We start from the raw sequence: 22,556 nt of genomic DNA on the forward strand, positions 1-22,556 counted from the left end.
GCCATGATGAGCCAGGCACAGAACGACCTTCTGACCCGCGTCGGCAGGGGGACCGACGGCGGCGCGCTCTTGCGGATGTACTGGCAGCCCGCGGCGCTTTCGGACGAACTGGTCTCCGGGCGCCCGGTGGTTCCCGTCCGGCTGCTCGGCGAGGATCTGGTTCTTTTCCGCGACAATGAAGGCGAACTCGGCCTGATCGGCCGGCATTGTCCGCATCGCGGCGCCGACCTGTGCTACGGGCGGCGTGAGGACAACGGCTTGCGCTGCCCCTTCCATGGCTGGCATTTCGACCGCACCGGCCAGTGCGTGGAGCAGCCCGGCGAGCCGGAAGGTTCGCGCATGTACGAGAACATCCGCGCCGTCTCCTATCCGGTGGTCGAGAAGAACGGCATCGTGTTCGCCTACATGGGGCCGGGCGAACCGCCACCCTTTCCCGCGCTCGACTGCTTTGCCGCCCCCGACAGCCACGTCTTCGCCTTCAAGGGGCTGTGGGAATGCAACTGGTTGCAGGCGCTGGAAGTCGGCATCGATCCGGCGCACGCCTCGTTCCTCCACCGCTTTTTGCAGGACGAGGATCCCGCGCAGTCCTACGGCAAGCAGTTCCGCGACAAGGCCGGCGGCACCGACATGCCTATGACGCAGCTCTTGCGCGAATATCCGCGTCCGGAAATCCGGGTCGAGGACACCGACTACGGCCTGCGGCTGATCTCGCTGCGCCATATGGATGACGGCCGCAGCCACGTTCGCGTGACGAACCAGATCTTCCCGGAAGCGATCTGCATCCCCATGTCGAACGAGATGACGATCACCCAGTGGCACGTGCCCGTCGACGACGAAACCTGCTACTGGTATTCGATGTTCACGAGCTTCGGGAAACCGGTCGACAAGAGCCTGATGCGCGAGCAGCGCATGAAGGAGCATCGCCTGCCCGACTACGCGCCGCTGAAGAACAAGCGCAACAACTACGGCTACAATCCCGGCGAACAGGAAAGCCTGACCTATACGGGCATGGGCCTCGACATCAACGTGCACGACCAGTGGGCGGTGGAATCCATGGGCCGCATCCAGGACCGGACGCACGAGCATCTCGGCCGCACCGACGTCGCCATCATGAAGCATCGCCGCAAGCTCCTCGCCGCCATCAAGAGCCTGAAGGAGGGAGACGTCGCGGCCTTGCCGATGCGCGGGCACGCTTCCGACGTCGAGGCGATCCGCGGACCCGTCTCGATCGACGCCATCGGCGAGACGGCCGGCTGGGAAGCGCTGTGGCCGCAGGCCGACCGGGCGCGGCGGGCGGGCTCGAGCTGGGCGGCGGGGGTTTAGCGGTGGGGCTGCGGATGTTGTCGCTCTACGGCGCCCCCCTGGTGGGGGAGATGTCCGGCAGGGCAGAGGGGCGCGCGAGGGAACGCGACCTCTCGCTTCCTCGCTCCCCGGCGCGTATCGACGAGCCACATCCATGACCTCGCCCCCGCTTTCGCCCGGCTTCGTCGCCGACCACGGTCTGCTTTCCCCCGACCAGTTCCGCCTCGCTGCAGAGGTTCTGGCCCGCGCCGAGGCGGAGGGGCTGGAGACCGTGCGCGTGCTGTTCGCCGACCAGCATGGCGTGCTGCGCGGCAAGACCATCGTCGCCGATGGCCTTGCCTCCGTGTTTCGGAATGGCATGGCGGTGACGTCGACCCTGCTTCTGAAGGACACGTCGCATCGAACCGTGTTTCCGGTCTGGGGCGGCGACATCGGCTTCGGCGCCGGCCTGCTGACGGGCGCGGGTGACATCATGATGGTGCCCGACCCGGCGAGTTTCCGGGTGCTGCCCTGGTCGCCAAGATCGGGCTATCTGCTCTGCGATCTCTTCCACAAGGACGGCGCGCCCATCCCGTTTTCGTCCCGGTCGATCCTGCGCAAGGCGGTCGAGAGGCTGGAGGCCGGCGGACGCCGGCTCGTCTGCGGGCTCGAGGTCGAGTTCCACGTCTACCGGCTCGACGATCCCAAGCTCGACCATGCCGATGGCGGCATGCCGGGCTCGCCGCCGCAGACCAGCCTGTTGTCGCAGGGCTACCAATATCTCACCGATGCGCGCTACGACGCATTGGAGCCGGTGATGGATGCGCTGCGACGCGCCTGCCTGCAACTCGGCCTGCCGGTGCGGTCGATGGAGGCCGAGTTCGGGCCGAGCCAGTGCGAGTTCACCTTCGAGCCCGACGGCGCGATGGCGCATGCCGACGCCATGATGCTGTTCCGGATGGCGGCCAAGCAGGTCTGCGCGCGGATGGGGCTGCACGCCACCTTCATGTGCCGGCCGAAGGTCGAGAACGGCATGGCGAGCGGCTGGCACCTGCACCAGTCGGTGGTCGATGCGGCGAGTGGCGACAATCTCTTTATCCCCGGGACCGACGGCGTGCTTTCGACGACGGCCAGCGGCTGGATCGCCGGGCTGCTCGACCATGCCGCCGAAACCTGTCTGCTGACCACACCCACCGTTAACGGCTACAAGCGCTACCAGGCCTTCCAACTGGCGCCCGACCGCGTGCAGTGGGGCCGCGACAACAAGGGCGCCATGATCCGCGGGCTGATGGCGCCGGGCGACAAGGCGAGCCGGTTCGAGAACCGCGTCGCCGAGCCCGCCGCCAACCCCTATCTCTATTTCGCCTCGCAGATCCTGTGCGGTCTCGACGGCATCGAGCGCGCACTGACGGCCCCGCCGCCGGTGGAGAGCCCGTACGAGAGCGACGCAGTGCTCTTGCCGAAGAGCCTGATCGCCGCCATCGAGCGCTTCGAGACGAGCGGGTTCTATCGCGAGGCGCTGGGCGAGGACGTCGTTTCGTATCTCACCCGCATCAAGCGCGCCGAGTGGGACCGCTACCTGATGACGGTGTCGGAGTGGGAGCAGCGGGAGTATTTTTCGCTGTTCTGACGTCCCCCTGTCAGCAGCCTTTTCTGGCCCAACGCCCGGCCTGATGACAATCCGTCGCATGTCTCCTACATGCCGGCCATGCAACCCATCATTTCCGTCACGGGCGTCTCGAAACGCTATGCCACCGGCTTCGAGGCGCTGAAGTCCGTCGATCTCGACATCGCGGAAGGCGAAATCTTCGCGCTGCTCGGGCCGAACGGCGCAGGAAAGACGACGCTGATCTCGATCATCTGCGGCATCGTCAACAAGAGTACCGGCACGATCACCGTTGGCGGGCACGACAACGTGGCTGAGTATCGCCAGGCGCGCGCGCTGATCGGTCTCGTTCCGCAGGAACTGACGACGGACATGTGGGAGAGCGTCTGGGACACGGTGTCCTACAGCCGCGGCCTGTTCGGCCTGAGGCCCGACCCGGCGCACCTGGAGAAGGTGCTGCGCGATCTCTCCTTGTGGGAGAAGAAGGACGACAAGATCATGACGCTGTCGGGCGGCATGAAGCGGCGAGTGCTGATCGCCAAGGCGCTGTCGCACGAGCCGCGCGTGCTGTTCCTCGACGAGCCGACCGCGGGCGTCGACGTGGAACTGCGCCGAGACATGTGGGAGATGGTGCGCGGGCTCAAGGCCGACGGCGTCACCATCGTGCTCACCACGCACTACATCGAGGAGGCCGAGGAGATGGCCGACCGCGTGGGCGTCATTTCCGGCGGGGAGATCATCCTCGTCGAGGAAAAGGCGGAACTGATGCGCAAGCTCGGACGCAAGGAACTCGCGATCCAGCTCAAGGAGCCGCTTTCGGCGGTACCGGGCACGCTCGCGGAGTATGGCCTCGACCTCTCCAAGGACGGCCACACGCTCACCTATGCCTACGACACCCAGGCCGAGCGCACCGGCATCACGCGGCTCCTGAGAGACCTCGACACCGCCGGCCTCCGGTTGCGAGACCTCGACACGCGCCAGAGCACGCTGGAAGACATCTTCGTCAATCTGGTGGGGAACGGCCGATGAACATGCGCGCGATCTATGCGATCTACCGCCAGGAGATGGCGCGCACGCGGCGCACGCTGCTGCAGAGCATCGTGTCGCCGGTCATCTCGACGGCGCTCTACTTCGTGGTCTTCGGCGCGGCCATCGGCTCGCGCATGCAGGAGATCGACGGCGTCGCCTACGGGACCTTCATCGTCCCTGGTCTGATCATGCTGTCGCTTCTCACGCAGAGCATCTCCAACGCCGCCTTCGGCATCTACTTTCCCAAGTTCATGGGGACGATCTACGAACTGCTCGCAGCGCCTATCTCCTATGTCGAGATCGTCGTCGCCTTCGTCGGCGCGGCCGCCACCAAGGCCACGATCCTGGGTCTGATCATCCTGGCCACCGCTTTCCTGTTCGTGCCGCTCAGGATCGAGCATCCGTTCGTCATGCTCGTGTTCATGGTGCTGACGGCCGTCACTTTCAGCCTGTTCGGCTTCATCATCGGCATATGGGCGGACAATTTCGAGAAACTGCAGCTGGTGCCGCTTCTGATCGTAACGCCGCTGACGTTTCTGGGCGGCAGCTTCTATTCCATCGACATGCTGCCGCCCTTCTGGCGCACGGTGACGCTGTTCAACCCGGTGGTCTACCTGGTCAGCGGCTTCCGCTGGAGCTTCTTTGGACAATCGGACGTCAACGTCGTCGTCAGCCTGGGCATGACCTTCGTGTTTCTGCTCGCCTGCCTCGGCATCGTGGCCTGGATCTTTCGCACCGGCTACCGTCTGAAGACCTGATCCAGGGGATAGACCGTCGGCCGGTCACGCTTTGATACCGGCCGATAACCTTCCGTCAACACTCTCCGCCCAGTGTCGGTCATGCCGGTCACGAGCGATTCGGCCGAAAGGTTGCAGTTCCAGCCGCCTGTCGCGATGCCTTCTGGACGAACGCCACGCCTGCGTGTGGCTTCGGCCGGAGGCCGGGTCGCGCTTGCCGCCGGTCAGTAGGAGAGACGTCTTGAGCATCGAGTCCCAGGTATCGGAAGCCGAAGTCGACCAGAGCCGCCACAGCGTCGTGGTGTTTCCGCTCTGGCGCAGGACTGCCCTGGTTCGGCGGGTGGCGATGAACCTTGCCGTGCTTGCCGATAGCGAGGAGGCCGACGACTACCGCTACCAGGTCGCGGAGCAGCTGTTCACCGAACTCTGCGGCGTGGGAGTTCTCGAAGTGGACCAGGACGAACTGGTCGGCGCGTTCTTCCACCAGGTGGAGCTGGCGCTCGAGGTACTCTTCGACGACGTGAGCGAGAACGCGCTCTGACGCAGCGCGCCCGGCGCTTCGAAGCCGTCTGCCTTTCGCTCGCCGCGAACCGTACGAAGTTGAGGCCCCTGCATGTCGGGGGCCTTTTTCGTGTTCGGCCGAGCAGTGCCGATCACGTGCGCGGCATGGTCGGGCCAGATGTCCCGCGCGGCGGCCGCGGCCGCGAATCACCTTCAGACCTTTGATATGTCCCGGATCGAGAACCGGCGCCGGGCGACTTGATTCGTCGGCTGCCGGTTAACGATGGTTGCCAAATCCTTGCGGCATGGCGGGATCGGCAGAATCCTCATCATCTGGCAGAAAATGCCGAAAAAGCCCCAGTTTTCGAGGGATAAGCCCACCTTGCGTCATGCTCATCCTGCTGCCGGACGGGGCCGTTAACGTTGATTTACTCTTTGTTAAGCACGTTCATTCAGAAAGATTAAGAGGCGGCAATCGGTCAAACCGACCAGGGGGAACGATCGCTGCATCGGGGTGACAATTCGACTCGGAATGATGTCCGGGCAGATCATGAAGGGGCCATAGCGTGTCCAGTATTCTGACCAACGCCGCAGCGATGACCGCGCTGAAGAGCCTGCAGGCGACGAACAAGTCGCTGGAGATGACGCAGGCGCGCATTTCCACGGGCTACCGTGTCGGACAGGCCAGCGACAACGCCGCCTACTGGTCGATCGCCACGACCATGCGTTCCGACAACAAGGCGCTCCTGACGGTCCAGGATGCGCTCGGGCTCGGTGCCGCCAAGATCGACATCGCCTACACCGGCGTCAGCGAAACCATCAAGGTCGTCGACGAGATCAAGGCCAAGCTGGTCGCGGCCCGCGAGCCGGGCGTCGATCGCTCCAAGATCCAGGCCGAGATCTCCGCGCTTCAGGGCCAGCTTCTCGGCAACGCGTCAACCTCCTCCTTCGCGGGTGAGAACTGGCTCGCGGTCGATTCCGACTCGACGGACTACAATTCGAGCAAGTCTATGGTGGCGTCTTTCACCCGCGCCTCGGACGGCACCGTTTCGGTCTCCACGATCACCCTGAGCACCGAATCGATCAAGCTCTTCGACGCGGCCGTCGACGTGCCGCCCGCCGGCGTCGGCGACGTGGAAACCGGCGTCGGCATCCTGGACGCCGCCTATGACGAGGACACCGGCCAGCGCATCACCAACACGTCGGTCTCCACCTTCTCGGTTTCGACGCTCGACATTGCCGCGTTGACGAACAACGCAGCCGATCTCGACATCCTCGACAACTACATCGCCGGCGTTGACGATGCGATCAGCCGCATGACGATCGCGGCCAGCGATCTCGGCGCGGCAAAGAAGCGCGTCGACCTCCAGGTCGACTTCGTCAGCAACCTGATGGACGCCATCGATCGCGGCGTCGGTTCGCTGGTCGATGCCAACATGAACGAGGAATCGACCCGCCTCCAGGCGCTGCAGGTGCAGCAGCAGCTCGGCATCCAGGGCCTGTCGATCGCCAACGCCAGCGTTCAGGGCATCCTCTCGCTCTTCCAGGGCTAATCGGGCATCGGCCCCCCGCGGGCCGCCCGCAAACCTTCATCGTCGCCTTTCGAGCGCCCGCGCCGGATCCGTTCCGCCGCGGGCTCGCCGCTTTCGCCACTCGTGGTCTGCTGCAAGTGAGGGGTCGAATGCCGCGCCTTCGAAAAAATTCGTTTTGCAGGGAGAGGTTGGCCATGCACCGTTAAGAGGGGTTAAACGAATACATGCCAAACCTTGACTTCGGTGGCTTGGCGGATTTCGCCAAAGGCATGAAGCCGCGACACCAACGCCGGTCGAACCGGGATGTACAGATTTCGCGCCCTGGGGGACTAAGGGGATGGCGACTGCCCGGACGGACGACCACGATATTTCCGCGCGCCTAGAATTCATGGGGCTCGACGCCTCTTCGCGTGCGCATCTGACCAAGCTCAAGCCAATCATCGCGGGTGCGATCGACGAGGCTCTCGACGCCTTTTACCAGAAGGCGCGATCGAACCCCGCGACGAGCAGGCACTTCAGCGGCGACGACCATGTGGCGAGCGCCAAGCGCCGGCAGTCGACGCATTGGAACGTCATCGCCGAGGGTGATTTCGGTGATTCCTATGCCCGCGCCGTGCGTGCGATCGGCAACACCCATGCCAGGCTCGGTCTCGAGCCACGCTGGTACATCGGCGGCTATGCGCTGATCGTCGAGAAGCTGATCAACGCCATCGTCGCGGAACAGTGGCCGCGCTTCAGCATCGGCGGCGGCGGAAATCCCGCAATGGCTGCATCGATGAGCAGCCTGATGAAGGCTGTCCTGCTCGACGTGGATCTCGCCATCTCGACCTATCTCGAGGCGATCGACAAGGAACGCCAGAGGCTGGACCGCGAGGTGAGCGAGACGCGGGAGCGTCAGGACTCCGCCATGCGTTCCATCAGCGCCGCCCTGTCGGCCCTGGCGCAGGGCGACCTGCGGGTGCGGATCGACGACACGCTGGCACCGGAGTTCGAGCAGATCCGCCAGGATTTCAATGCCACCGCAGGCGCGCTGGAAAGCGCGATCGCGAACGTGTCCGGCGCGGCCGTGGGCATCGGCGGCAGCTGCGACGAGATCGGCCAGGCCTCCGACGACCTGTCCCGGCGCACCGAGCAGCAGGCCGCAAGCCTCGAGCAGACGGCCGCGGCCGTCGAGGAACTCACCGCCAGCGTCCGGCGGGCTTCGGAAGGCGCGCACATCGCCGCGCAGAAGGTGATCGCCGCGCGGAAGGAAGCCGAAAACTCCGGCACCATCATGCAGGACGCGGTGCGCGCCATGTCCGGCATCGAGAAATCATCGCGGGAGATATCGCAGATCATCGGGGTCATCGACGAGATCGCCTTCCAGACCAACCTGCTGGCGCTGAATGCCGGTGTCGAGGCTGCGCGGGCGGGCGATGCCGGCCGAGGCTTCGCGGTCGTGGCGCAGGAGGTGCGCGGGCTGGCCCAGCGTTCCGCCGAGGCCGCCAAGGAGATCAAGGGGCTGATCCAGACGAGCTCGTCCCAGGTGGACGACGGCGTCAAACTGATCGACGAGACCGGTAAGGTCGCCGAACGGATCGTGCGCCAGGTCGTCGAGATCGACACGCTCGTTGCCGAGATGGCCGCCTCCACCAAGGAACAGTCCACCGGACTGTCGGAGATCAACACGGCCGTCTCGCTGATGGACCAGGCCACGCAGCAGAACGCGGCGATGGTGGAGCAGACGACCGCAGCGGTTCACTCGCTCCGCACCGAAGCCGCCGAACTCGTCCGTTCCATCGCCGGCTTCAGCATCAGCACGACCGGCCCCGCCAGCGGCGCCAAGGCCGGGAGAGCGCCCGCGCGTTCGGCCCCGCCGCGGACCGTGCCGGCATCCGCCGTTCGTGGCGCGACCGCCCTGAAGGTCGCCGCCGATGCCGACGGTTGGGAAGAGTTCTGAGGGAAACAAGAATGAAATCAGCCATGTCTACCGCGGTGGCCTTGCCACCGGTTCTCGACATTACCGCCGCCGGACCCCTTGCGTCGGAGTTTCTCCGTGTCCGGGGCAAGGACGTTTCCGTCGATGCGTCAAAGGTCGAACGCGTCGGCGCCCAGTGCATCCAGGTACTGCTGTCGGCAGTGGCCACCTGGACCCTCGATGGAATGGAATTCGACCTCGCGAACCCCTCCGCCGCGCTCGTGGAAGGTCTCGAAATCGCGGGGCTGGAGCCGGCCAACCTAGTTGCAAGGAATGCTTGAGATGACGAAAACGGTACTGACTGTGGATGACTCCCGCACGATCCGGGAAATGCTGCGTGCCGCGCTGACGGAGGCCGGGATGAACGTTCTGCAAGCCGAGGATGGCGTGCATGGTCTCGAGGTCCTCGACGGCGCGATGCCCGACGTCATCGTCACCGACATCAACATGCCGCGAATGGACGGCTTCGGCTTCATCGAGGCGGTGCGCGGCAGCGACAAGCATCGGGCGATCCCGATCCTGGTGCTGACCACCGAGAGCGTCGACGACAAGAAGGACCGCGCGCGTCGACTCGGCGCGACCGGCTGGATCGTCAAGCCGTTCGACCCGACCAAATTGGTGAATGCAATCAACCGCGTCGCGGCCTGATCGAAACATAAGACCGGGGGAGCTTGCCAGTGGATACGATGGCGGCAATCAAGCAGACTTTCTTCCAGGAATGCGAGGAGCAACTCGCCGAGCTGGAAACCGGACTGCTTGCTATCGAAAGCGAAGAGCACGACCCGGACACCATCAATGCGGTGTTCCGTGCCGTCCATTCGATCAAGGGCGGCGCGGGGGCATTCGGCCTGGAAGAACTCGTGCGGTTCGCGCACACGTTCGAGACGACGCTGGATCTCGTCCGGGGCGGGCAGATTCAGCCGGATGCGGGCTTGCTCAAGCTCATGCTGCGGTCGTCCGACATCCTGGCCGACCTGGTGCGTTACTCTCGCGACGGCGGCGAGATGGACGAAAGCCGCGTTGCGCAGATCCACGACGAGCTGACACGCGCCGCCAACCTGGACGCTGCGCCCGCCGCGAAGCCCGCGGCGCCGGCTCCGGCCGCGTTCGAGCCGGTCGGCGCCTTCGACGCCGGCAGCGCGGACGACGACTTCGTTCCGATCACCATCTCGTTCGACGACATCCTGGGCGACGGCGGCGAGGCCTCCAGCGCCGAGCAGATCTATGTCGTCAGCTTCAGGCCGAAGCCGGAACTCTACGCAAAGGCCAACGACGCCATCAAGCTTCTGCGCGAGATCCGCGCGCTTGGGAATGCCGACGTCGCCTGCGACATTTCCGATGTGCCGCTTCTGACCGAACTGGACCCGGAAGGCGCCTACCTGTCCTGGACGATCCGCCTCGGCGCGGATGTCACGGAGGCGCAGGTCCGCGAAGTGTTCGAGTTCGTCGAGTTCGACTGCGACGTCTCCGTCACGGCGGAGCCGAAGGTCGATCCGGACTTCGAGTTCGTCCCCGCGCCGATCGACGAGACCCGCCAGGCGATGCCGCTGCCGGTGGATGACGGACCGATCATCCCGGAGGCGGTGCTGGCCAAGATCGCGCAGGTCAACGCCGATCCCGCCAAGGCCCCTCCGGCGGCCGCTGCCGTCCAGGCGCAGCCGGCGCAACAGGCCCAGACCACCATCCGCGTCGACCTGGACCGTGTCGACCGCCTGATCGATCTCGTCGGCGAACTGGTGATCAACCAGTCGATGCTGTCGCAGCGGGTCACTGAAGCCGGCATCGCGCGGCTGTCGGAAGTCGCCGTGGGTCTCGACGACCTCGAGCAACTGACCCGCGAAATCCAGGATTCGGTGATGGCGATCCGCGCCCAGCCGGTGCGGCCGATCTTCCAGCGCATGTCGCGCGTCATCCGCGAAGTGGCCGACATGGTCGGCAAGTCGGTGCGCCTGGTCACCGAAGGCGAGAACTGCGAGGTCGACAAGACCGTCATCGAGCGGCTGGCGGATCCGCTCACCCACATGATCCGCAACGCCGTCGACCACGGGCTGGAGAAGCCGGAGGATCGCATCAAGGCGGGCAAGCCGGAACAGGGTGTGGTTCGCATGACCGCCGCCCATCGTTCGGGCCGCGTCATCATCGAGGTCTCCGACGACGGCGCCGGCATCAACCGCGCCAGGGTCAAGGAAATCGCGGTCAAGCGCGGCGTCATCGAACCGGGCGTGCCACTGTCCGACAGCGAAATCGACGATCTGATCTTCGCACCCGGCTTCTCGACCGCCAGCACGGTGTCCGACGTATCGGGCCGCGGCGTGGGCATGGACGTCGTCAAGCGTTCCATCCAGGCGCTGGGCGGCCGCATCTCCATCTCCTCGAAGCCGGGGCAGGGGACGACCTTCACGCTCAGCCTGCCGCTGACGCTCGCCGTCCTCGACGGCATGGTGGTCACGGTGGCGGGACAGACGCTGGTGGTGCCGCTGACGGCCATCGTCGAGACGCTGCAGCCGAAGGGCCCTGAAGTCCACGGCCTGGGCGAACGCGCCAAGGTCATCGCCATTCGCGGCTCGTTCATCCCGCTGATCGACGTCGGCTACAAGCTCGGCTACCGCCATGACGAAGCCGATCCGCTCAACAGCGTCGCCATCATGGTGGAGTCGGAAAACCGGGTTCAGAGCGCCCTCATGGTCGATGGGATCATCGGTCAGCAGCAGGTGGTCATCAAGAGCCTCGAGACGAATTACGGCCAGGTCTTCGGCGTGGCCGCCGCAACCATTCTCGGCGACGGCCGGGTCGCCGTCATTCTCGACGTCGATGCCATCGTCGCCGGCAACCGCTCCTAGTCGGCGCAGGCCGGGCACGCCCAAGGAAAGAGGAACGCAGCTATGATGCACGTCAAGGAACACGATCTGTCGAAGAACAGCGAACTCATCGCCTTCCGCCTCGGAGGCCAGGAGTTCTGCGTCGACATCATGTCCGTCCGCGATATACGCGGCTGGACGCCGACCACCCCGCTGCCGCACTCGCCGGGCTACGTGAAGGGTGTGATCAACCTTCGCGGTTCCGTGCTGCCGGTGATCGATCTCGCGGCGCGCCTCGGTTTCCGCTCCACCGAACCGACGGCACGGCACGTCATCATCGTGACGCAGGTCGGCAACCAGTCGGTCGGCCTGCTGGTCGATGCGGTCTCCGACATCCTGACCATCAACGCCGACACGATCCAGCCCACGCCCGACGTCGCGTCCGAACTGGCCCGGGCCTTCATGAAGGGCGTGCTGGCGATCGAGGGACGCATGATCAGCCTGATCGGTCTCGACAGCGTGTTGCAGTCGACCCGCGAGAATTCGGGATTCCTGAATTGAAATCGTCCGCCGCTTCCTTGTCCGGCGGGATCGTCCCCGGGGAGTATCTGCTGACGGCGGAAGATTTCCGCCAGATCGCAGAGATCCTGCACGATCATGCCGGCATTCAGCTCTCGGAGACCAAGGCCGCGCTCGTCTACGCGCGGCTGGCCAAGCGCCTTCGGGCGCTGGGCCTGGAGAATTTCCGGGACTATTGCGCCCATGTCGTCGGGTCCGAAGGACTGGACGAACGGCAGCGCATGGTGGCGGCGCTGACGACGAACGTGACCAAATTCTTCCGCGAGGCGCATCATTTCGAGCATCTGAAGCGCACCGTCATGCCGCCGCTGCTGGAGGCCGCGCGCCGTGGCGCGCCGGTTCGCATCTGGTCGGCCGGTTGCTCGAACGGGCAAGAAGCCTATTCCGCCGCGCTCGTGATCCTGTCGATGATGCCGGATGTCGGCCGCCACGACGTGAAGATCCTGGCCTCCGACATCGATCCCAACATGATCGCCGAGGGCAAGGCTGCGGTCTATCCCGACCATGCGCTGACGGACGTGCCTGCCGAGCTGAAGAAGCGCTGGCTGCACCGCGCGCCGGGCGGCTTCGGGGACCAGCAGTTGTGGCGGGTCGCCGACGAGGCGCGCAACATGGTGTCCTTCCGTGAACTCAACCTGTTCGCCAAATGGCCGATGCAGCGCCAGTTCGACGTCATCTTCTGCCGCAACGTCGTCATCTACTTCGACAAGGTCAAGCAGGCCGCTCTCTGGACGCGCTTCTCCGAGGCGTTGAAGCCCGACGGCTGGCTCTACATCGGCCATTCCGAGAGGGTCTCGGGGCCTTCGGCCGACAACTTCGTCAGCGACGGGATCACGACCTGGCGTCATTCAAGGGGGAATGCAAGATGAAGCCGGTCCGTGTCCTGATCATCGACGACAGCGCCACGATGCGGCGCATCATCGGCTTCGCGCTCGCCTCGAACCCGGCCATCCAGGTGGTGGGCGAGGCGCCGGATCCGACCGAGGCCTTCAAGCTGGTCGACTCGCTCGATCCCGACGTCATCACGCTCGACATCGAGATGCCCAAGATGAACGGCATCGATTTCCTGCGCCGGGTGATGAAGCATCGGCCGCGGCCGGTCATCATGGTGTCGACGCTGACCGTCAACGGCGCCGCCGTGACGATCGAGGCGCTGGCGCTGGGTGCCTTCGACTGCGTGGCCAAGCCGTCGCTCAAGGACGATCGCTCGTTCGAGGACCTGATCGAGAAGGTGATCGCCGCCGGCGCAGTGCGCAACCGGTCCAGTGCAGCGCTCGGCCGTCCGGCGCCAACCCGCGAGCCGGCCGCGCCGTCCATGCCGGCGCCGTCGATGGCGGCCGGCCCGCTCGAGCGACTGATCGCGATCGGCGCGTCGACCGGCGGCGTCGAAGCTCTGATCGCCGTGCTGTCGGAGTTTCCGATGGACTGTCCGCCGACGGTCGTGACCCAGCACATGCCGGCGAACTTCACGCGCTCGTTCGCGGAGCGGCTCGACCGGCTGTGCCGCCCGACCGTGCAGGAAGCCGAAGACCGCCGTCCGCTGCAACGGGGAAACATCTACATCGCGCCGGGGGGAGGACGGCACATGGAGGTCGTGCGGGGGGCAGGGAGCCTGGAAACCCGCCTGCGTGAAGGCGACACGGTGTCGGGGCACCGGCCGTCGGTCGACGTCCTGATGAATTCGGTGGCAGCCGCCGCCGGCCGCGACAGCGTCGGCATCATCCTCACGGGCATGGGGCGAGACGGCGCACAGGGACTTTTGAAAATGCGCCAGAACGGCGCCAGAACCATCGGGCAGGACGAGATGTCCTCCCTGATCTACGGAATGCCGCGCGTGGCCCACGAGGTTGGCGCGGTCCAGAAGCAACTGCCACTAAGCCGTATCGCCCGGGAGATCTTCACGGGCGCAAGGTCGACGAAAGAAGGGACCGTGTCATGTCACTCCTAGCTCAGCTGAAGATCCTCGTGGTCGACGACACCACCACCAGCCGGATGCTGTTGCGCGACGCCCTCGAAACCATCGGTTTCCGGAACATTTCCGTGGCGGCCGACGGCGAGCAGGCGATGCAGGTGATGATGTCGCAGCCTTGCCACCTGATCATTTCGGACATGAACATGCCGAAGATGAACGGACTGCAGCTCCTGCACGCGATCCGTACCTACCGGCCGACGTCGCGCGTGCCGTTCATGATCCTGACGGGCAACAACGACAAGAACGTGCTGATCGAAGGCCGCAAGATGGGCCTCAACAACTATCTCAACAAGCCCTTCACCACCCCGGATCTCAAGAAGGCGCTGGAAGCTATCGTGGGGAAGCTGCAATGATCCTGCCTGGTCGACCAGACCGGATTCACGTCATCCAGGGCGAGTGCGCGGTGTCCGACAAGCCCGAGGCGGTGCTGACCACCGTGCTTGGCTCCTGTGTCGCGGCCTGCATGTACGATCCCGTGCTGAAGATCGGCGGCATGAACCATTTCCTGCTCCCGGGCGAGGGCGAGCGGTCACGCCTGAACGAGGCCGAGCGCTTCGGCGTCTACCTGATGGAGCTCCTGGTCAACGGGCTCCTGAAGCGGGGCGCACGACGCGAGAACCTCGAAGCCAAGCTGTTCGGCGGTGGACGCACGATCCAGAACTTCACCGATATCGGTGCGAAGAACATCGAGTTCGCGCGGCGCTTCCTCGACAACGAGGGCATCAAGTACACGGGCGGCAGTGTCGGCGGCGACCAGGGGCGCCGGCTGGAGTTCCAGCCCTACAGCGCCAAGGCGCGGCAGTTCCTGCTGCCAAAGGCGGCGGCTCCCATTCCCGCCCCCGAACCACGCGTGCCGGCCCCTGCCGCCGGTGGCGAACTCGAACTGTTCTAGGAATAGAGGTTTCGCCTGCATGTCGCTTTCAGCCAAGACCGTCGAACACGATCCGCATCACGAGACGGTGCGCGACGTCATCGCGCGTATCGAGGCGGAGCTCGAGACGATCGCCCATGCGATCGACGTCAACCATGCCCACATCGCGGTCGCGGTCGGGGATGCCATCCAGGGCAAGCCGGGGTTCATCCGGGCCATGCAGGAGGGCGACCTCATCTATCAGAAGGTCTCCGGCATCGCGGGCTTCCTGCGCTCGCTGATGGACGTGATGCCGGATGAGTGGGAAGTCGAGACCGGCGTGGCGACACGCGACGTCAAGCTTGCAGAACTGGCCGGGCGCATCGGCGCGCGGGCGCAGATCGTGCATGTGGTGCGCAACGACGATTTCGGCGACTGCGATCTGTTCTGAGGTCATATCTCCCGGGGGGGACGCGCGGCGCCGGCTGTCCGCAGCTGGCGCCGCAATTTTCTGGAACTCTGAAGATCGATCCTCGGCCGAACATGCTGGCCTTGCGCCGACCGGTCGGCAACGCCCGCATTTTAGGGTTGGCTTTCGTATTGCGATCCCCGACAATGCCCGCCAGGCCGCGCGAAAACGCGTGGCGGGAACATCGATCGGGAGGAATACAATGATCAAACTCGGCACCCGTCTGCTTGCGGCAGGCGCCATGTCGGTCACGCTCGTGCTCGGCGCGGTGCCGGCCAAGGCGGACGAATTCATCAACGTGCTGACCGGCGGCACGTCCGGCGTCTACTATCCGCTCGGCGCCGCGCTGGCGAAGATCTACGGCGAAAAGATCGAGGGCGTGCGCACGCAGGTGCAGTCGACCAAGGCGTCCGTCGAGAACCTGAACCTCCTGCAGCGGGGCAGCGGCGAGATCGCGTTCGCGCTCGGCGATTCCGTCAAGGCGGCCTGGGAAGGCGACGCCGAGGCCGGCTTCTCCAGCAAGCTCGAGAAGCTGCGCGGCATCGCGGCGATCTATCCCAATTACATCCAGATCGTCGCCTCGCAGGAATCGGGCATCAAGGTCTTCGAGGACCTGAAGGGCAAGAGCCTGTCGGTCGGCGCACCGAAGTCGGGTACCGAGCTCAACGCACGCCAGATCTTCACCGCGCTCGGCATGAGCTATGACGATCTCGGCAAGACCGAGTACCTGCCGTTCGGCGAATCTGTCGAGCTCATCAAGAATCGTCAGCTCGACGCCACGCTGCAATCGGCGGGCCTCGGCGTCGCCTCGATCAAGGATCTGGCCACCTCGCTGCCGATCACCATGGTCGCCGTGCCGGAAACCGTCGCCGAGACGCTGGGCGCGCCATTCCTGGCGGCCACCATTCCCGCCGGCACCTATGAGGGCCAGGCCGAGGACGTGCCGACGCTGGCCATCACCAACATCCTGGTGACGCATTCGGACGTTTCCGAGGAGATGGCCTACCAGATGACCAAGCAGCTGTTCGAAAACCTGCCCGAGATGGTCGCGGCCCACGCCGCCGCCCGGGCAATCAGCGCCGAGACCGGCGCCGAGGGCCTGCCGATCCCGCTGCATCCCGGCGCGGAGCGCTACTACAAGGAAATGGGTCTGCTCTGATCCGACGCGGGTCGGACCAGACACCCAGACCTTGCGGCCGCCTTCACCAGGCGGCCGCAACTTCGTGGCGAGGCCGGGACTCCGGGGCAAGACATGAGCAATCCAGCAGCCAGCGACGTCGGTTCCTCCGCAACCTTCCATGACCCGACCGGCGGCGGTTTCCCCGTATCGCGGGAAGGCCGGCTCCTGTTCTGGATCGCGGTCGCCTTCTCGGTGTTCCAGCTCGCCACCGCCGCCCACGTCCTCAACCTCCCGAGCCAGATCGTCCGCTCCTTCCATGTCGGCTTCCTGCTGCTGCTCGCGTTTCCGCTGGTGGCCGCTGCCGCCGGCTGGCGGCTGCCCTGGAAATCGCTCGCCTGGGGGCTGGCGGCCGCCAGCGTCGCGGTGGCGATCTACCAGTGGGTCGAGTACAAGCCGCTGATCCTGCGGGCGGGCGATCCGCTCACCAGCGACATCGTCTTCGGGGTCATCGCGCTCGTCACGATCTTTGCCGCCGCCTGGCTGATCATGGGCCCGGCGCTGCCGATCATCTCCGGCGCGTTCCTGTCCTACTGCCTGTTCGGCCAGTACCTGCCGGCGCCGCTCAACCACCGCGGCTACGACTTCTCGCAGGTCATCGACCACATGGCCTACGGCACCGAGGGCATCTACGGCATCCCCATCTACGTCTCGTCGACCTACATCTTCCTGTTCATCCTGTTCGGGGCCTTCCTGGAGAAGGGCGGCATGATCCGCCTGTTCACCGACATCTCGCTCGGGCTCGTCGGCCATGCGCGCGGCGGTGCGGCCAAGGTGTCGGTGATCTCGTCGGGGCTGATGGGCACGATCTCGGGCTCGGGCGTGGCCAACGTCGTCACCACCGGCCAGTTCACCATCCCGCTGATGAAACGTTTCGGCTATCGCCCGGCCTTCGCCGGCGGCGTGGAGGCCACCGCGTCCATGGGCGGCCAGATCATGCCGCCGGTGATGGGCGCCGTCGCCTTCATCATGGCCGAGACGCTGGGCATCGAATATTACGAGGTGGTGAAGGCGGCGATCGTGCCGGCCGTCCTCTACTTTGCCTCCACCTTCTGGATGGTGCACCTGGAAGCGGGCAAGCGCGGCCTCGTCGGGCTTCCCCGCTCGGAACTGCCGTCGGCGCTCGGCGCGCTGAAGCGCGGCTGGTACCTGCTGCTGCCGCTCGGCGTGCTCGTCTACCTGCTCTTCACCGGCTATACGCCCCTGTTTGCCGGCACGGTCGGTCTTGCGCTGACGGTGCTTCTCATCCTTGGCGGATCGGTGGCGCTCGGCCTGCCGGGGCAGGTGATCCGCATCATCTTCTGGATCGGGCTCGGACTCGTGGCGGCGAGCTTCTTTCGCTTCGGCATCGGCGTGGTGCTGGCGGCAGTCGCGATCCTCATCCTGGCCAACGTCTTCGTCGAGGGCGGCCGCAGGACGCTGGTGGTCTGCCGCGACGCGCTTGCCGACGGCGCACGCACGGCGCTGCCGGTCGGCATCGCCTGCGCCATCGTCGGCATCATCATCGGCACGATGACGCTGACGGGCGTGGCCAACACCTTCGGTCAGTACATCGTCTCGGTCGGGCAGAACTCGCTGTTCCTGTCGCTGGTGCTGACGATGATCACCTGCATCGTGCTCGGCATGGGCATTCCGACCATCCCCAACTACATCATCACCTCGACGATCGCCGGCCCGGCGCTGCTGGAGCTCGGCGTGCCGCTGATCGTCAGCCACATGTTCGTCTTCTACTTCGGCATCCTGGCCGACCTGACGCCGCCGGTGGCGCTCGCCTGCTTCGCCGCCGCCCCGATCGCCAAGGAAGGCGGGCTGAAGATCTCGATGGAGGCGATCAAGGTCGCCGCCGCGGGCTTCGTCATCCCCTATCTGGCCGTCTACACGCCGGCGCTGATGCTGCAGGGCGGGGGGCCGCTCTCCGAGGCCATCGGCTTCGTGCCGGCCGTCATCTACATCATCGTCAAGGCGTCGCTGGCGATCGTGCTGTGGGGCGCGGCCGTCATCGGCTACCTGCGCGCGCCGCTCGCGGCCTGGGAGCGGCTGCTTGCCGCCATCGCCGCCTTCACGCTGATCGTGGCGCTGCCTGTCACCGACGAAGTCGGCTTCGCGCTCGCTGCGCTCATGCTCGGCCTGCACTGGTGGCGCACGCGGGCGCAGCCGGCGGCGGCCTAGGCGCGCATGCCCGCGCTGGCGCTGTGCATCATCGCCTCGGGCAAGACCACGGTGCTGGCCGCCAGCGCCTTCACGCTCGCCTGGACGCATTCGGTGGAAAGGACCCGCTGGGAGGAGGACTGGCGGGTGACGCCGGCCGGTCTCGAACTCGTCGCCGCCCGCGTCGAGGGCACCGGCGCGGGGATGGAGATCCCGGAGGGCGCGGTTTTCGCCGACGGCGCCTGGACATACCGACCCACCTTGCCGCCGCAAAGAGCGCTGCTGCTTGCCCGCTCCGGCGCAACGGGAGAAGGCTGGGAACTCTGTGCGGACCAGGAATGCCTGACGATCGGCGCGGAGCCGGGCGATCCGGTGGAGATCCGGGGATGCGAGGGATAGCGCGGGGGCCCACCCGTCCCCGCGCCGTTTCGAACAGAGCCCCCGGAAACGCCCAAGGGCGGTGTGCCGCGTGACGCTTCCCTTTCGCGCGATCCCGCCTATGAATGGGCCATGGCCTTCACGCTTCGCCAGCTGCAATATTTCGTCGCCGTCGCCGAGCAGGGGACCGTCAGCCGCGCGGCGCAGAACCTGTCGATCTCGCAATCGGCCGTCACCGAGGCGATCAAGGAGCTGGAGGGCGACCTGGGGGTGGCGCTGTTCGACCGGCATCCGCGGGGCTTGGCGATCACCCACAAGGGCCACCAGTTCCTGCGCCACGCCACCAAGATCCTGGCCGACGTGTCGGATGCGCGGCGGACGTTTTCGGGCGATGCGGCGACGGTGGCCGGACGGCTGCAGCTCGGCGTCACCTCGCTGGTGGCGGGCTACGTGCTGTCGGATCTGCTCGCCCGCTATCGCCGCGCCTGGCCGGCGGTGCAGGTCTCCGCGATCGAGGACAATGGCGATTATCTCGAGCACCTGCTGGTGGGCGGCGAACTGGACGTGGCGGTGACCGTCATCTCCAACCTGCGCGACCGCATGGCCTTGCAGGCCGAGATCCTCGAGGTCTCGCCCTACCGGCTGTGGCTGCCGCTCGGCCACAGGCTGGTCGACGCCGAATCCATCGCGCTGTCGGACCTGTCGTCGGAGCCGCTGATCATGCTGACCATCGACGAGATCGAGGAGAGCACGGGCAAGCTGCTCGCCGCGCTCGGCACCCGGCCGCACGTCGCCTTCCGCACCCGCTCGGTGGAGGCGGTGCGCAGCCTGGTGGCGACGGGAGCGGGCGTGGCGCTGCTGCCCGACCTCGTCTACCGGCCCTGGTCGCTGGAAGGCGACCGGATCGAAAGCCGCGACATTTCCGGCGCGCTGCCGGTGGTGCAGGTCGGCATGGTGTGGCGGCGTGGCTCGGTGCTGTCGCAGACCGCGCGCGACTTCATCGCGCTGGCGCAAGGGCAACGGATGCAGCGGGGGCGGTGAGGGGGGGTGGGATTTCCGCATTCGATGCATTTGCGGTCGTTCCGGCTTAAGACGGATATTTCGGGAAGCAGACGTGTCATGCGTCTCTCTTTGCCCGCTTTGTCGGGACCCGAATGTATCTCCATGGCTGGTCGGCCCTGCTATACTGACCGAAGTATCCATGGATTCGGATTTGATGGCATGAGCGTTGAAGATGCGCAGGAACCCGGAGACACCCCGCGTGTAGATATGCCGAAGTATCGCGAGCTCTTGCGCGATTTCGATGCCGCAGTGTGTGAGGCACTTGCAGTCGGCCAAGCGTCGTCAGGACGGTTCGAAGCTGCCTACGTCGGATACACTACCCTCATATTCGCGCGGCTTTGCGCCTTCTCACAGTGTTTCGTCAGGGCAGCACCAAGGTCGAGATGGACCAAGTCCGACGCCGAGAATTGGGACTTTTGCGCCGTGGCAGGATATGCACGTGCGATCGTTGAAGGTGCATTGCTATTCACATACATCAGCCGAAACCCCACTACTCCGGACGAGTGGTCCTGCAGGCTGCTTGTCATGCATCTCAACGACTGCACGCGGCGGGTGCGGCTCTTTGAGACCACAGGAGACACGAAGCAACATGCCGATTTCTTGACCGAGGCCGAAGACCTGCGTCGGCGGCTGAAGCAAAATTCTTGGTTCGGAACATTGAGCGATCGGCGGCAGAAGGACCTTCTAGCAGGCCAGACACTGACGATTTCAAGCAAGGACCAGCAGATCGAAGCGGCGGGCATGGACAAATCCGAGTTCGATACGATTTGGCAGCTGTTCTCCCAGCACGTGCATATCCAGCCACTGTCGTTCTATCGCATGGAGCCAAACGGGCGCGGCACGGGGATGCTGAACGACACCGATTTGGCGTATATTGGTCTGGCGCTCAAGAAGTGCACCGAGATCATGTCCGTCTGCACCGACCGAATGGTCGAACTGTTCCCAGACGTGGCCCCGGTGCGACAGGGAAAGGCATCAAAATTCGCGCCGGGTCCGCGCGCCAATCTGCCCAAAGCTATGAAGCGTAGTCGTGGCCGATCAGCATTGTAGAATGCATGGCGGCGGCCGCGTCATGCTACGGTCATGAAGATTCAACTCGAATAAGACGTTTAGGACGCGATGAAATGTTGGTTTTATCGCCATGAACCAGCTGTTCCGCGATACGGACCTTCGCTCGTCTTTCCTGCCGCTCATCACGCAGGCCGCCCAGGGGCTGGCGCGGCGGCAGGGGATGCAGCAGGGAAGGTGAGGGGGCTGGTCAGCGGTTCAGGCGCCCCCTCCACCATGCTTCGCATGGTCCCCCTCCCCCGTGAACGGGGGAGGATCCAGTGCGCGTCGGCGATGCCGCTGCGAATCCTCCCCTGCGAAGCGGGGGAGGGGGACCGCCGTAGGCGGTGGAGGGGGCTCGCGTTGGCAGAGTGCTGTTTCGCCGCCCCCCGAAATTGCCGCGAACCCGCGCCGCGTGGTATGATCTCGACCATGAACCAGCTGTTCCGCAACACCGACCTGCGCTCCGCCGACCTGCCCATGACGACGCAGGCGGCCGAAGGCCTGGCGCGGCGGCGCTGGAGCGTGGCCGAGATCGAGGCGCTGACACGGGCCGGCGTGCTGGACGAGAACGAGCGTTTCGAGCTGATCGGCGGGGAGATCGTGCCCATGAATGCGAAGGGCATCCGGCACGAGGTGCTGAAGAACGCGCTGATCTACCATTTCGTCCGGAACGCGCCGGTCGCGTTCGTTTTCGCCGGTGAAACCACCTTCCGCCTGAGCGACGACAGCTTCGTCGAGCCCGACTTCGTGTTCTTCCGCAAGGCCGACGGGCTGGCGGCGCTGGCGCCGAAGACGTCGCTACTGGCCGTCGAGGTGGCCGATTCCAGCCTGCGCTGGGACCTCGGGCGCAAGGCGCTGCTCTATGCGCATTTCGGCATCCCGGAGCTGTGGGTGATCGACGTGGTGTCCGAGACGACCCATGTCCACACGGAGCCGGGGCTGGAAGGCTATCGGTCCATCCGGGAGGTGGCGGCCGACGCGGAGGTGGCGTCCTTGGCCGTTCCCGGTCTCTCCGTCGCGCTGGCCGCGCTGGAGCGGTTCTGAACCGCATGCCGATGGCGCGGCAAGGTGGTTGCGTGCTCGTCGTCAGGATGGCGTGGTGCGTCCTTCGAGGCTCGCCCGGCAGGGTCTCCGGACGTCCGTCGAACGCCGTGCGGGCTCGCACCTCAGGATGAGGACCGTTGGAGGCCGGCCACTCCAGTCCTGAAATGTCCCGCAACCTGCCAGTTCGGACCCTCCGCAAGAGGACCGTTGGTGGAGGGCCACTCCAGTCCTGAGATGCCCCGGAAGGGCCTGCGGCAATCATCATTCCGTCGCTGGGATCGCCCCTATCGTCGTGGTCCCGGCGCCGGAGCGGCACCATGGTCTTCATCAGAGATGCTCGGCGAAGCCGGACCTCGACGTTCATCATCCTCAGGTGCTCGGCGATG

At 65.6% G+C, this 22,556-nt stretch carries 22 protein-coding genes; all 22 read left to right on the top strand.

The features are described 5' to 3' along the window. Nucleotides 1–3: 3 nt before the first annotated feature. The 22 genes from EJC49_RS06795 (at nucleotide 4) to EJC49_RS06900 (ending at nucleotide 22,170) form a co-directional block, all read left to right on the top strand. Nucleotides 4–1,323 carry an aromatic ring-hydroxylating dioxygenase subunit alpha gene (locus EJC49_RS06795; RefSeq protein ID WP_126698708.1) on the top strand — a complete coding sequence of 440 codons (1,320 nt, stop codon included), beginning with the start codon at nucleotides 4–6 and terminating at the stop codon, nucleotides 1,321–1,323. Between the two features lie 133 nt (nucleotides 1,324–1,456). Continuing rightward, nucleotides 1,457–2,911, top strand: coding sequence for a glutamine synthetase family protein (locus EJC49_RS06800; RefSeq protein WP_126698709.1), 1,455 nt, complete (start codon nucleotides 1,457–1,459; stop codon nucleotides 2,909–2,911). Between the two features lie 78 nt (nucleotides 2,912–2,989). Continuing rightward, nucleotides 2,990–3,916 carry an ABC transporter ATP-binding protein gene (locus EJC49_RS06805; RefSeq protein WP_126698710.1) on the top strand — a complete coding sequence of 309 codons (927 nt, stop codon included), beginning with the start codon at nucleotides 2,990–2,992 and terminating at the stop codon, nucleotides 3,914–3,916. After that, entirely contained in the window at nucleotides 3,913–4,674 is a 762-nt protein-coding gene (locus tag EJC49_RS06810) for an ABC transporter permease (RefSeq protein ID WP_126698711.1), read from the top strand. Before EJC49_RS06805 ends, EJC49_RS06810 begins: the two co-directional genes overlap by 4 nt. A 220-nt stretch (nucleotides 4,675–4,894) precedes the next feature. Continuing rightward, entirely contained in the window at nucleotides 4,895–5,194 is a 300-nt protein-coding gene (locus tag EJC49_RS06815) for a DUF6074 family protein (protein WP_126698712.1), read from the top strand. A 526-nt stretch (nucleotides 5,195–5,720) separates the two neighbouring features. Continuing rightward, nucleotides 5,721–6,707 carry a flagellin N-terminal helical domain-containing protein gene (locus EJC49_RS06820; RefSeq protein ID WP_126698713.1) on the top strand — a complete coding sequence of 329 codons (987 nt, stop codon included), beginning with the start codon at nucleotides 5,721–5,723 and terminating at the stop codon, nucleotides 6,705–6,707. 316 nt (nucleotides 6,708–7,023) lie between these two features. Next, nucleotides 7,024–8,625, top strand: a complete 1,602-nt coding sequence (locus EJC49_RS06825; protein WP_126698714.1) for a globin-coupled sensor protein — start codon at nucleotides 7,024–7,026, stop codon at nucleotides 8,623–8,625. A gap of 11 nt (nucleotides 8,626–8,636) precedes the next feature. Further along, a complete protein-coding gene (locus EJC49_RS06830; protein WP_126698715.1) occupies nucleotides 8,637–8,924 on the top strand; it encodes an STAS domain-containing protein in 288 nt (95 codons plus the stop codon). Nucleotide 8,925: 1 nt separating this feature from the next. Next, complete coding sequence (locus EJC49_RS06835; RefSeq protein ID WP_126698772.1) at nucleotides 8,926–9,291, top strand: response regulator; 366 nt, start codon at nucleotides 8,926–8,928, stop codon at nucleotides 9,289–9,291. Between the two features lie 38 nt (nucleotides 9,292–9,329). Next, on the top strand, nucleotides 9,330–11,483 hold the full coding sequence (locus EJC49_RS06840) for a chemotaxis protein CheA (protein WP_126698716.1): 2,154 nt from the start codon (nucleotides 9,330–9,332) through the stop codon (nucleotides 11,481–11,483). A 42-nt stretch (nucleotides 11,484–11,525) separates the two neighbouring features. Next, the gene (locus EJC49_RS06845; protein WP_126698717.1) at nucleotides 11,526–12,002 is read left to right on the top strand and encodes a chemotaxis protein CheW; all 477 of its coding nucleotides are present in this window, start codon (nucleotides 11,526–11,528) and stop codon (nucleotides 12,000–12,002) included. Next, nucleotides 11,999–12,889 (top strand): CheR family methyltransferase, encoded by an 891-nt coding sequence (locus EJC49_RS06850; protein ID WP_245453302.1) that lies wholly within the window; start codon nucleotides 11,999–12,001, stop codon nucleotides 12,887–12,889. Before EJC49_RS06845 ends, EJC49_RS06850 begins: the two co-directional genes overlap by 4 nt. Continuing rightward, nucleotides 12,886–13,968 carry a protein-glutamate methylesterase/protein-glutamine glutaminase gene (locus tag EJC49_RS06855; protein ID WP_126698719.1) on the top strand — a complete coding sequence of 361 codons (1,083 nt, stop codon included), beginning with the start codon at nucleotides 12,886–12,888 and terminating at the stop codon, nucleotides 13,966–13,968. The genes EJC49_RS06850 and EJC49_RS06855 overlap by 4 nt, the downstream gene beginning before the upstream one ends. Further along, complete coding sequence (locus EJC49_RS06860; RefSeq protein WP_126698720.1) at nucleotides 13,956–14,345, top strand: response regulator; 390 nt, start codon at nucleotides 13,956–13,958, stop codon at nucleotides 14,343–14,345. The genes EJC49_RS06855 and EJC49_RS06860 overlap by 13 nt, the downstream gene beginning before the upstream one ends. Beyond that, nucleotides 14,342–14,884 carry a chemotaxis protein CheD gene (locus EJC49_RS06865; protein WP_126698721.1) on the top strand — a complete coding sequence of 181 codons (543 nt, stop codon included), beginning with the start codon at nucleotides 14,342–14,344 and terminating at the stop codon, nucleotides 14,882–14,884. The genes EJC49_RS06860 and EJC49_RS06865 overlap by 4 nt, the downstream gene beginning before the upstream one ends. A 19-nt stretch (nucleotides 14,885–14,903) precedes the next feature. Beyond that, complete coding sequence (locus EJC49_RS06870) at nucleotides 14,904–15,293, top strand: hypothetical protein (RefSeq protein WP_126698722.1); 390 nt, start codon at nucleotides 14,904–14,906, stop codon at nucleotides 15,291–15,293. A gap of 220 nt (nucleotides 15,294–15,513) precedes the next feature. Continuing rightward, a complete protein-coding gene (locus EJC49_RS06875; protein WP_126698723.1) occupies nucleotides 15,514–16,470 on the top strand; it encodes a TAXI family TRAP transporter solute-binding subunit in 957 nt (318 codons plus the stop codon). Between the two features lie 93 nt (nucleotides 16,471–16,563). Then, nucleotides 16,564–18,657 carry a TRAP transporter permease gene (locus tag EJC49_RS06880; protein ID WP_126698724.1) on the top strand — a complete coding sequence of 698 codons (2,094 nt, stop codon included), beginning with the start codon at nucleotides 16,564–16,566 and terminating at the stop codon, nucleotides 18,655–18,657. A 15-nt stretch (nucleotides 18,658–18,672) separates the two neighbouring features. Further along, the gene (locus EJC49_RS06885; RefSeq protein WP_126698773.1) at nucleotides 18,673–19,035 is read left to right on the top strand and encodes a DUF1850 domain-containing protein; all 363 of its coding nucleotides are present in this window, start codon (nucleotides 18,673–18,675) and stop codon (nucleotides 19,033–19,035) included. Nucleotides 19,036–19,146: 111 nt separating this feature from the next. After that, the gene (locus tag EJC49_RS06890) at nucleotides 19,147–20,055 is read left to right on the top strand and encodes a LysR family transcriptional regulator (RefSeq protein ID WP_126698725.1); all 909 of its coding nucleotides are present in this window, start codon (nucleotides 19,147–19,149) and stop codon (nucleotides 20,053–20,055) included. Between the two features lie 180 nt (nucleotides 20,056–20,235). Continuing rightward, entirely contained in the window at nucleotides 20,236–21,126 is an 891-nt protein-coding gene (locus tag EJC49_RS06895; RefSeq protein WP_126698726.1) for a hypothetical protein, read from the top strand. A gap of 429 nt (nucleotides 21,127–21,555) precedes the next feature. After that, nucleotides 21,556–22,170: a Uma2 family endonuclease gene (locus EJC49_RS06900; protein WP_210211764.1), complete on the top strand. Its 615-nt coding sequence runs from the start codon at nucleotides 21,556–21,558 to the stop codon at nucleotides 22,168–22,170. Nucleotides 22,171–22,556: the final 386 nt, after the last annotated feature.

The sequence above is a fragment of the Aquibium carbonis genome (assembly GCF_003970795.1).
GTDB lineage: Bacteria > Pseudomonadota > Alphaproteobacteria > Rhizobiales > Rhizobiaceae > Aquibium > Aquibium carbonis.

What these genes read in the sequence shown, in the direction of transcription:
- EJC49_RS06795 (WP_126698708.1), top strand. Translation starts at nt 4, where the DNA reads ATGATGAGCCAGGCACAGAACGACCTTCTGACCCGCGTCGGCAGGGGG.
- EJC49_RS06800 (WP_126698709.1), top strand. Translation starts at nt 1,457, where the DNA reads ATGACCTCGCCCCCGCTTTCGCCCGGCTTCGTCGCCGACCACGGTCTG.
- EJC49_RS06805 (WP_126698710.1), top strand. Translation starts at nt 2,990, where the DNA reads ATGCAACCCATCATTTCCGTCACGGGCGTCTCGAAACGCTATGCCACC.
- EJC49_RS06810 (WP_126698711.1), top strand. Translation starts at nt 3,913, where the DNA reads ATGAACATGCGCGCGATCTATGCGATCTACCGCCAGGAGATGGCGCGC.
- EJC49_RS06825 (WP_126698714.1), top strand. Translation starts at nt 7,024, where the DNA reads ATGGCGACTGCCCGGACGGACGACCACGATATTTCCGCGCGCCTAGAA.
- EJC49_RS06830 (WP_126698715.1), top strand. Translation starts at nt 8,637, where the DNA reads ATGAAATCAGCCATGTCTACCGCGGTGGCCTTGCCACCGGTTCTCGAC.
- EJC49_RS06835 (WP_126698772.1), top strand. Translation starts at nt 8,926, where the DNA reads ATGACGAAAACGGTACTGACTGTGGATGACTCCCGCACGATCCGGGAA.
- EJC49_RS06840 (WP_126698716.1), top strand. Translation starts at nt 9,330, where the DNA reads ATGGCGGCAATCAAGCAGACTTTCTTCCAGGAATGCGAGGAGCAACTC.
- EJC49_RS06845 (WP_126698717.1), top strand. Translation starts at nt 11,526, where the DNA reads ATGATGCACGTCAAGGAACACGATCTGTCGAAGAACAGCGAACTCATC.
- EJC49_RS06855 (WP_126698719.1), top strand. Translation starts at nt 12,886, where the DNA reads ATGAAGCCGGTCCGTGTCCTGATCATCGACGACAGCGCCACGATGCGG.
- EJC49_RS06860 (WP_126698720.1), top strand. Translation starts at nt 13,956, where the DNA reads ATGTCACTCCTAGCTCAGCTGAAGATCCTCGTGGTCGACGACACCACC.
- EJC49_RS06865 (WP_126698721.1), top strand. Translation starts at nt 14,342, where the DNA reads ATGATCCTGCCTGGTCGACCAGACCGGATTCACGTCATCCAGGGCGAG.
- EJC49_RS06870 (WP_126698722.1), top strand. Translation starts at nt 14,904, where the DNA reads ATGTCGCTTTCAGCCAAGACCGTCGAACACGATCCGCATCACGAGACG.
- EJC49_RS06875 (WP_126698723.1), top strand. Translation starts at nt 15,514, where the DNA reads ATGATCAAACTCGGCACCCGTCTGCTTGCGGCAGGCGCCATGTCGGTC.
- EJC49_RS06880 (WP_126698724.1), top strand. Translation starts at nt 16,564, where the DNA reads ATGAGCAATCCAGCAGCCAGCGACGTCGGTTCCTCCGCAACCTTCCAT.
- EJC49_RS06890 (WP_126698725.1), top strand. Translation starts at nt 19,147, where the DNA reads ATGGCCTTCACGCTTCGCCAGCTGCAATATTTCGTCGCCGTCGCCGAG.
- EJC49_RS06895 (WP_126698726.1), top strand. Translation starts at nt 20,236, where the DNA reads ATGAGCGTTGAAGATGCGCAGGAACCCGGAGACACCCCGCGTGTAGAT.
- EJC49_RS06900 (WP_210211764.1), top strand. Translation starts at nt 21,556, where the DNA reads ATGAACCAGCTGTTCCGCAACACCGACCTGCGCTCCGCCGACCTGCCC.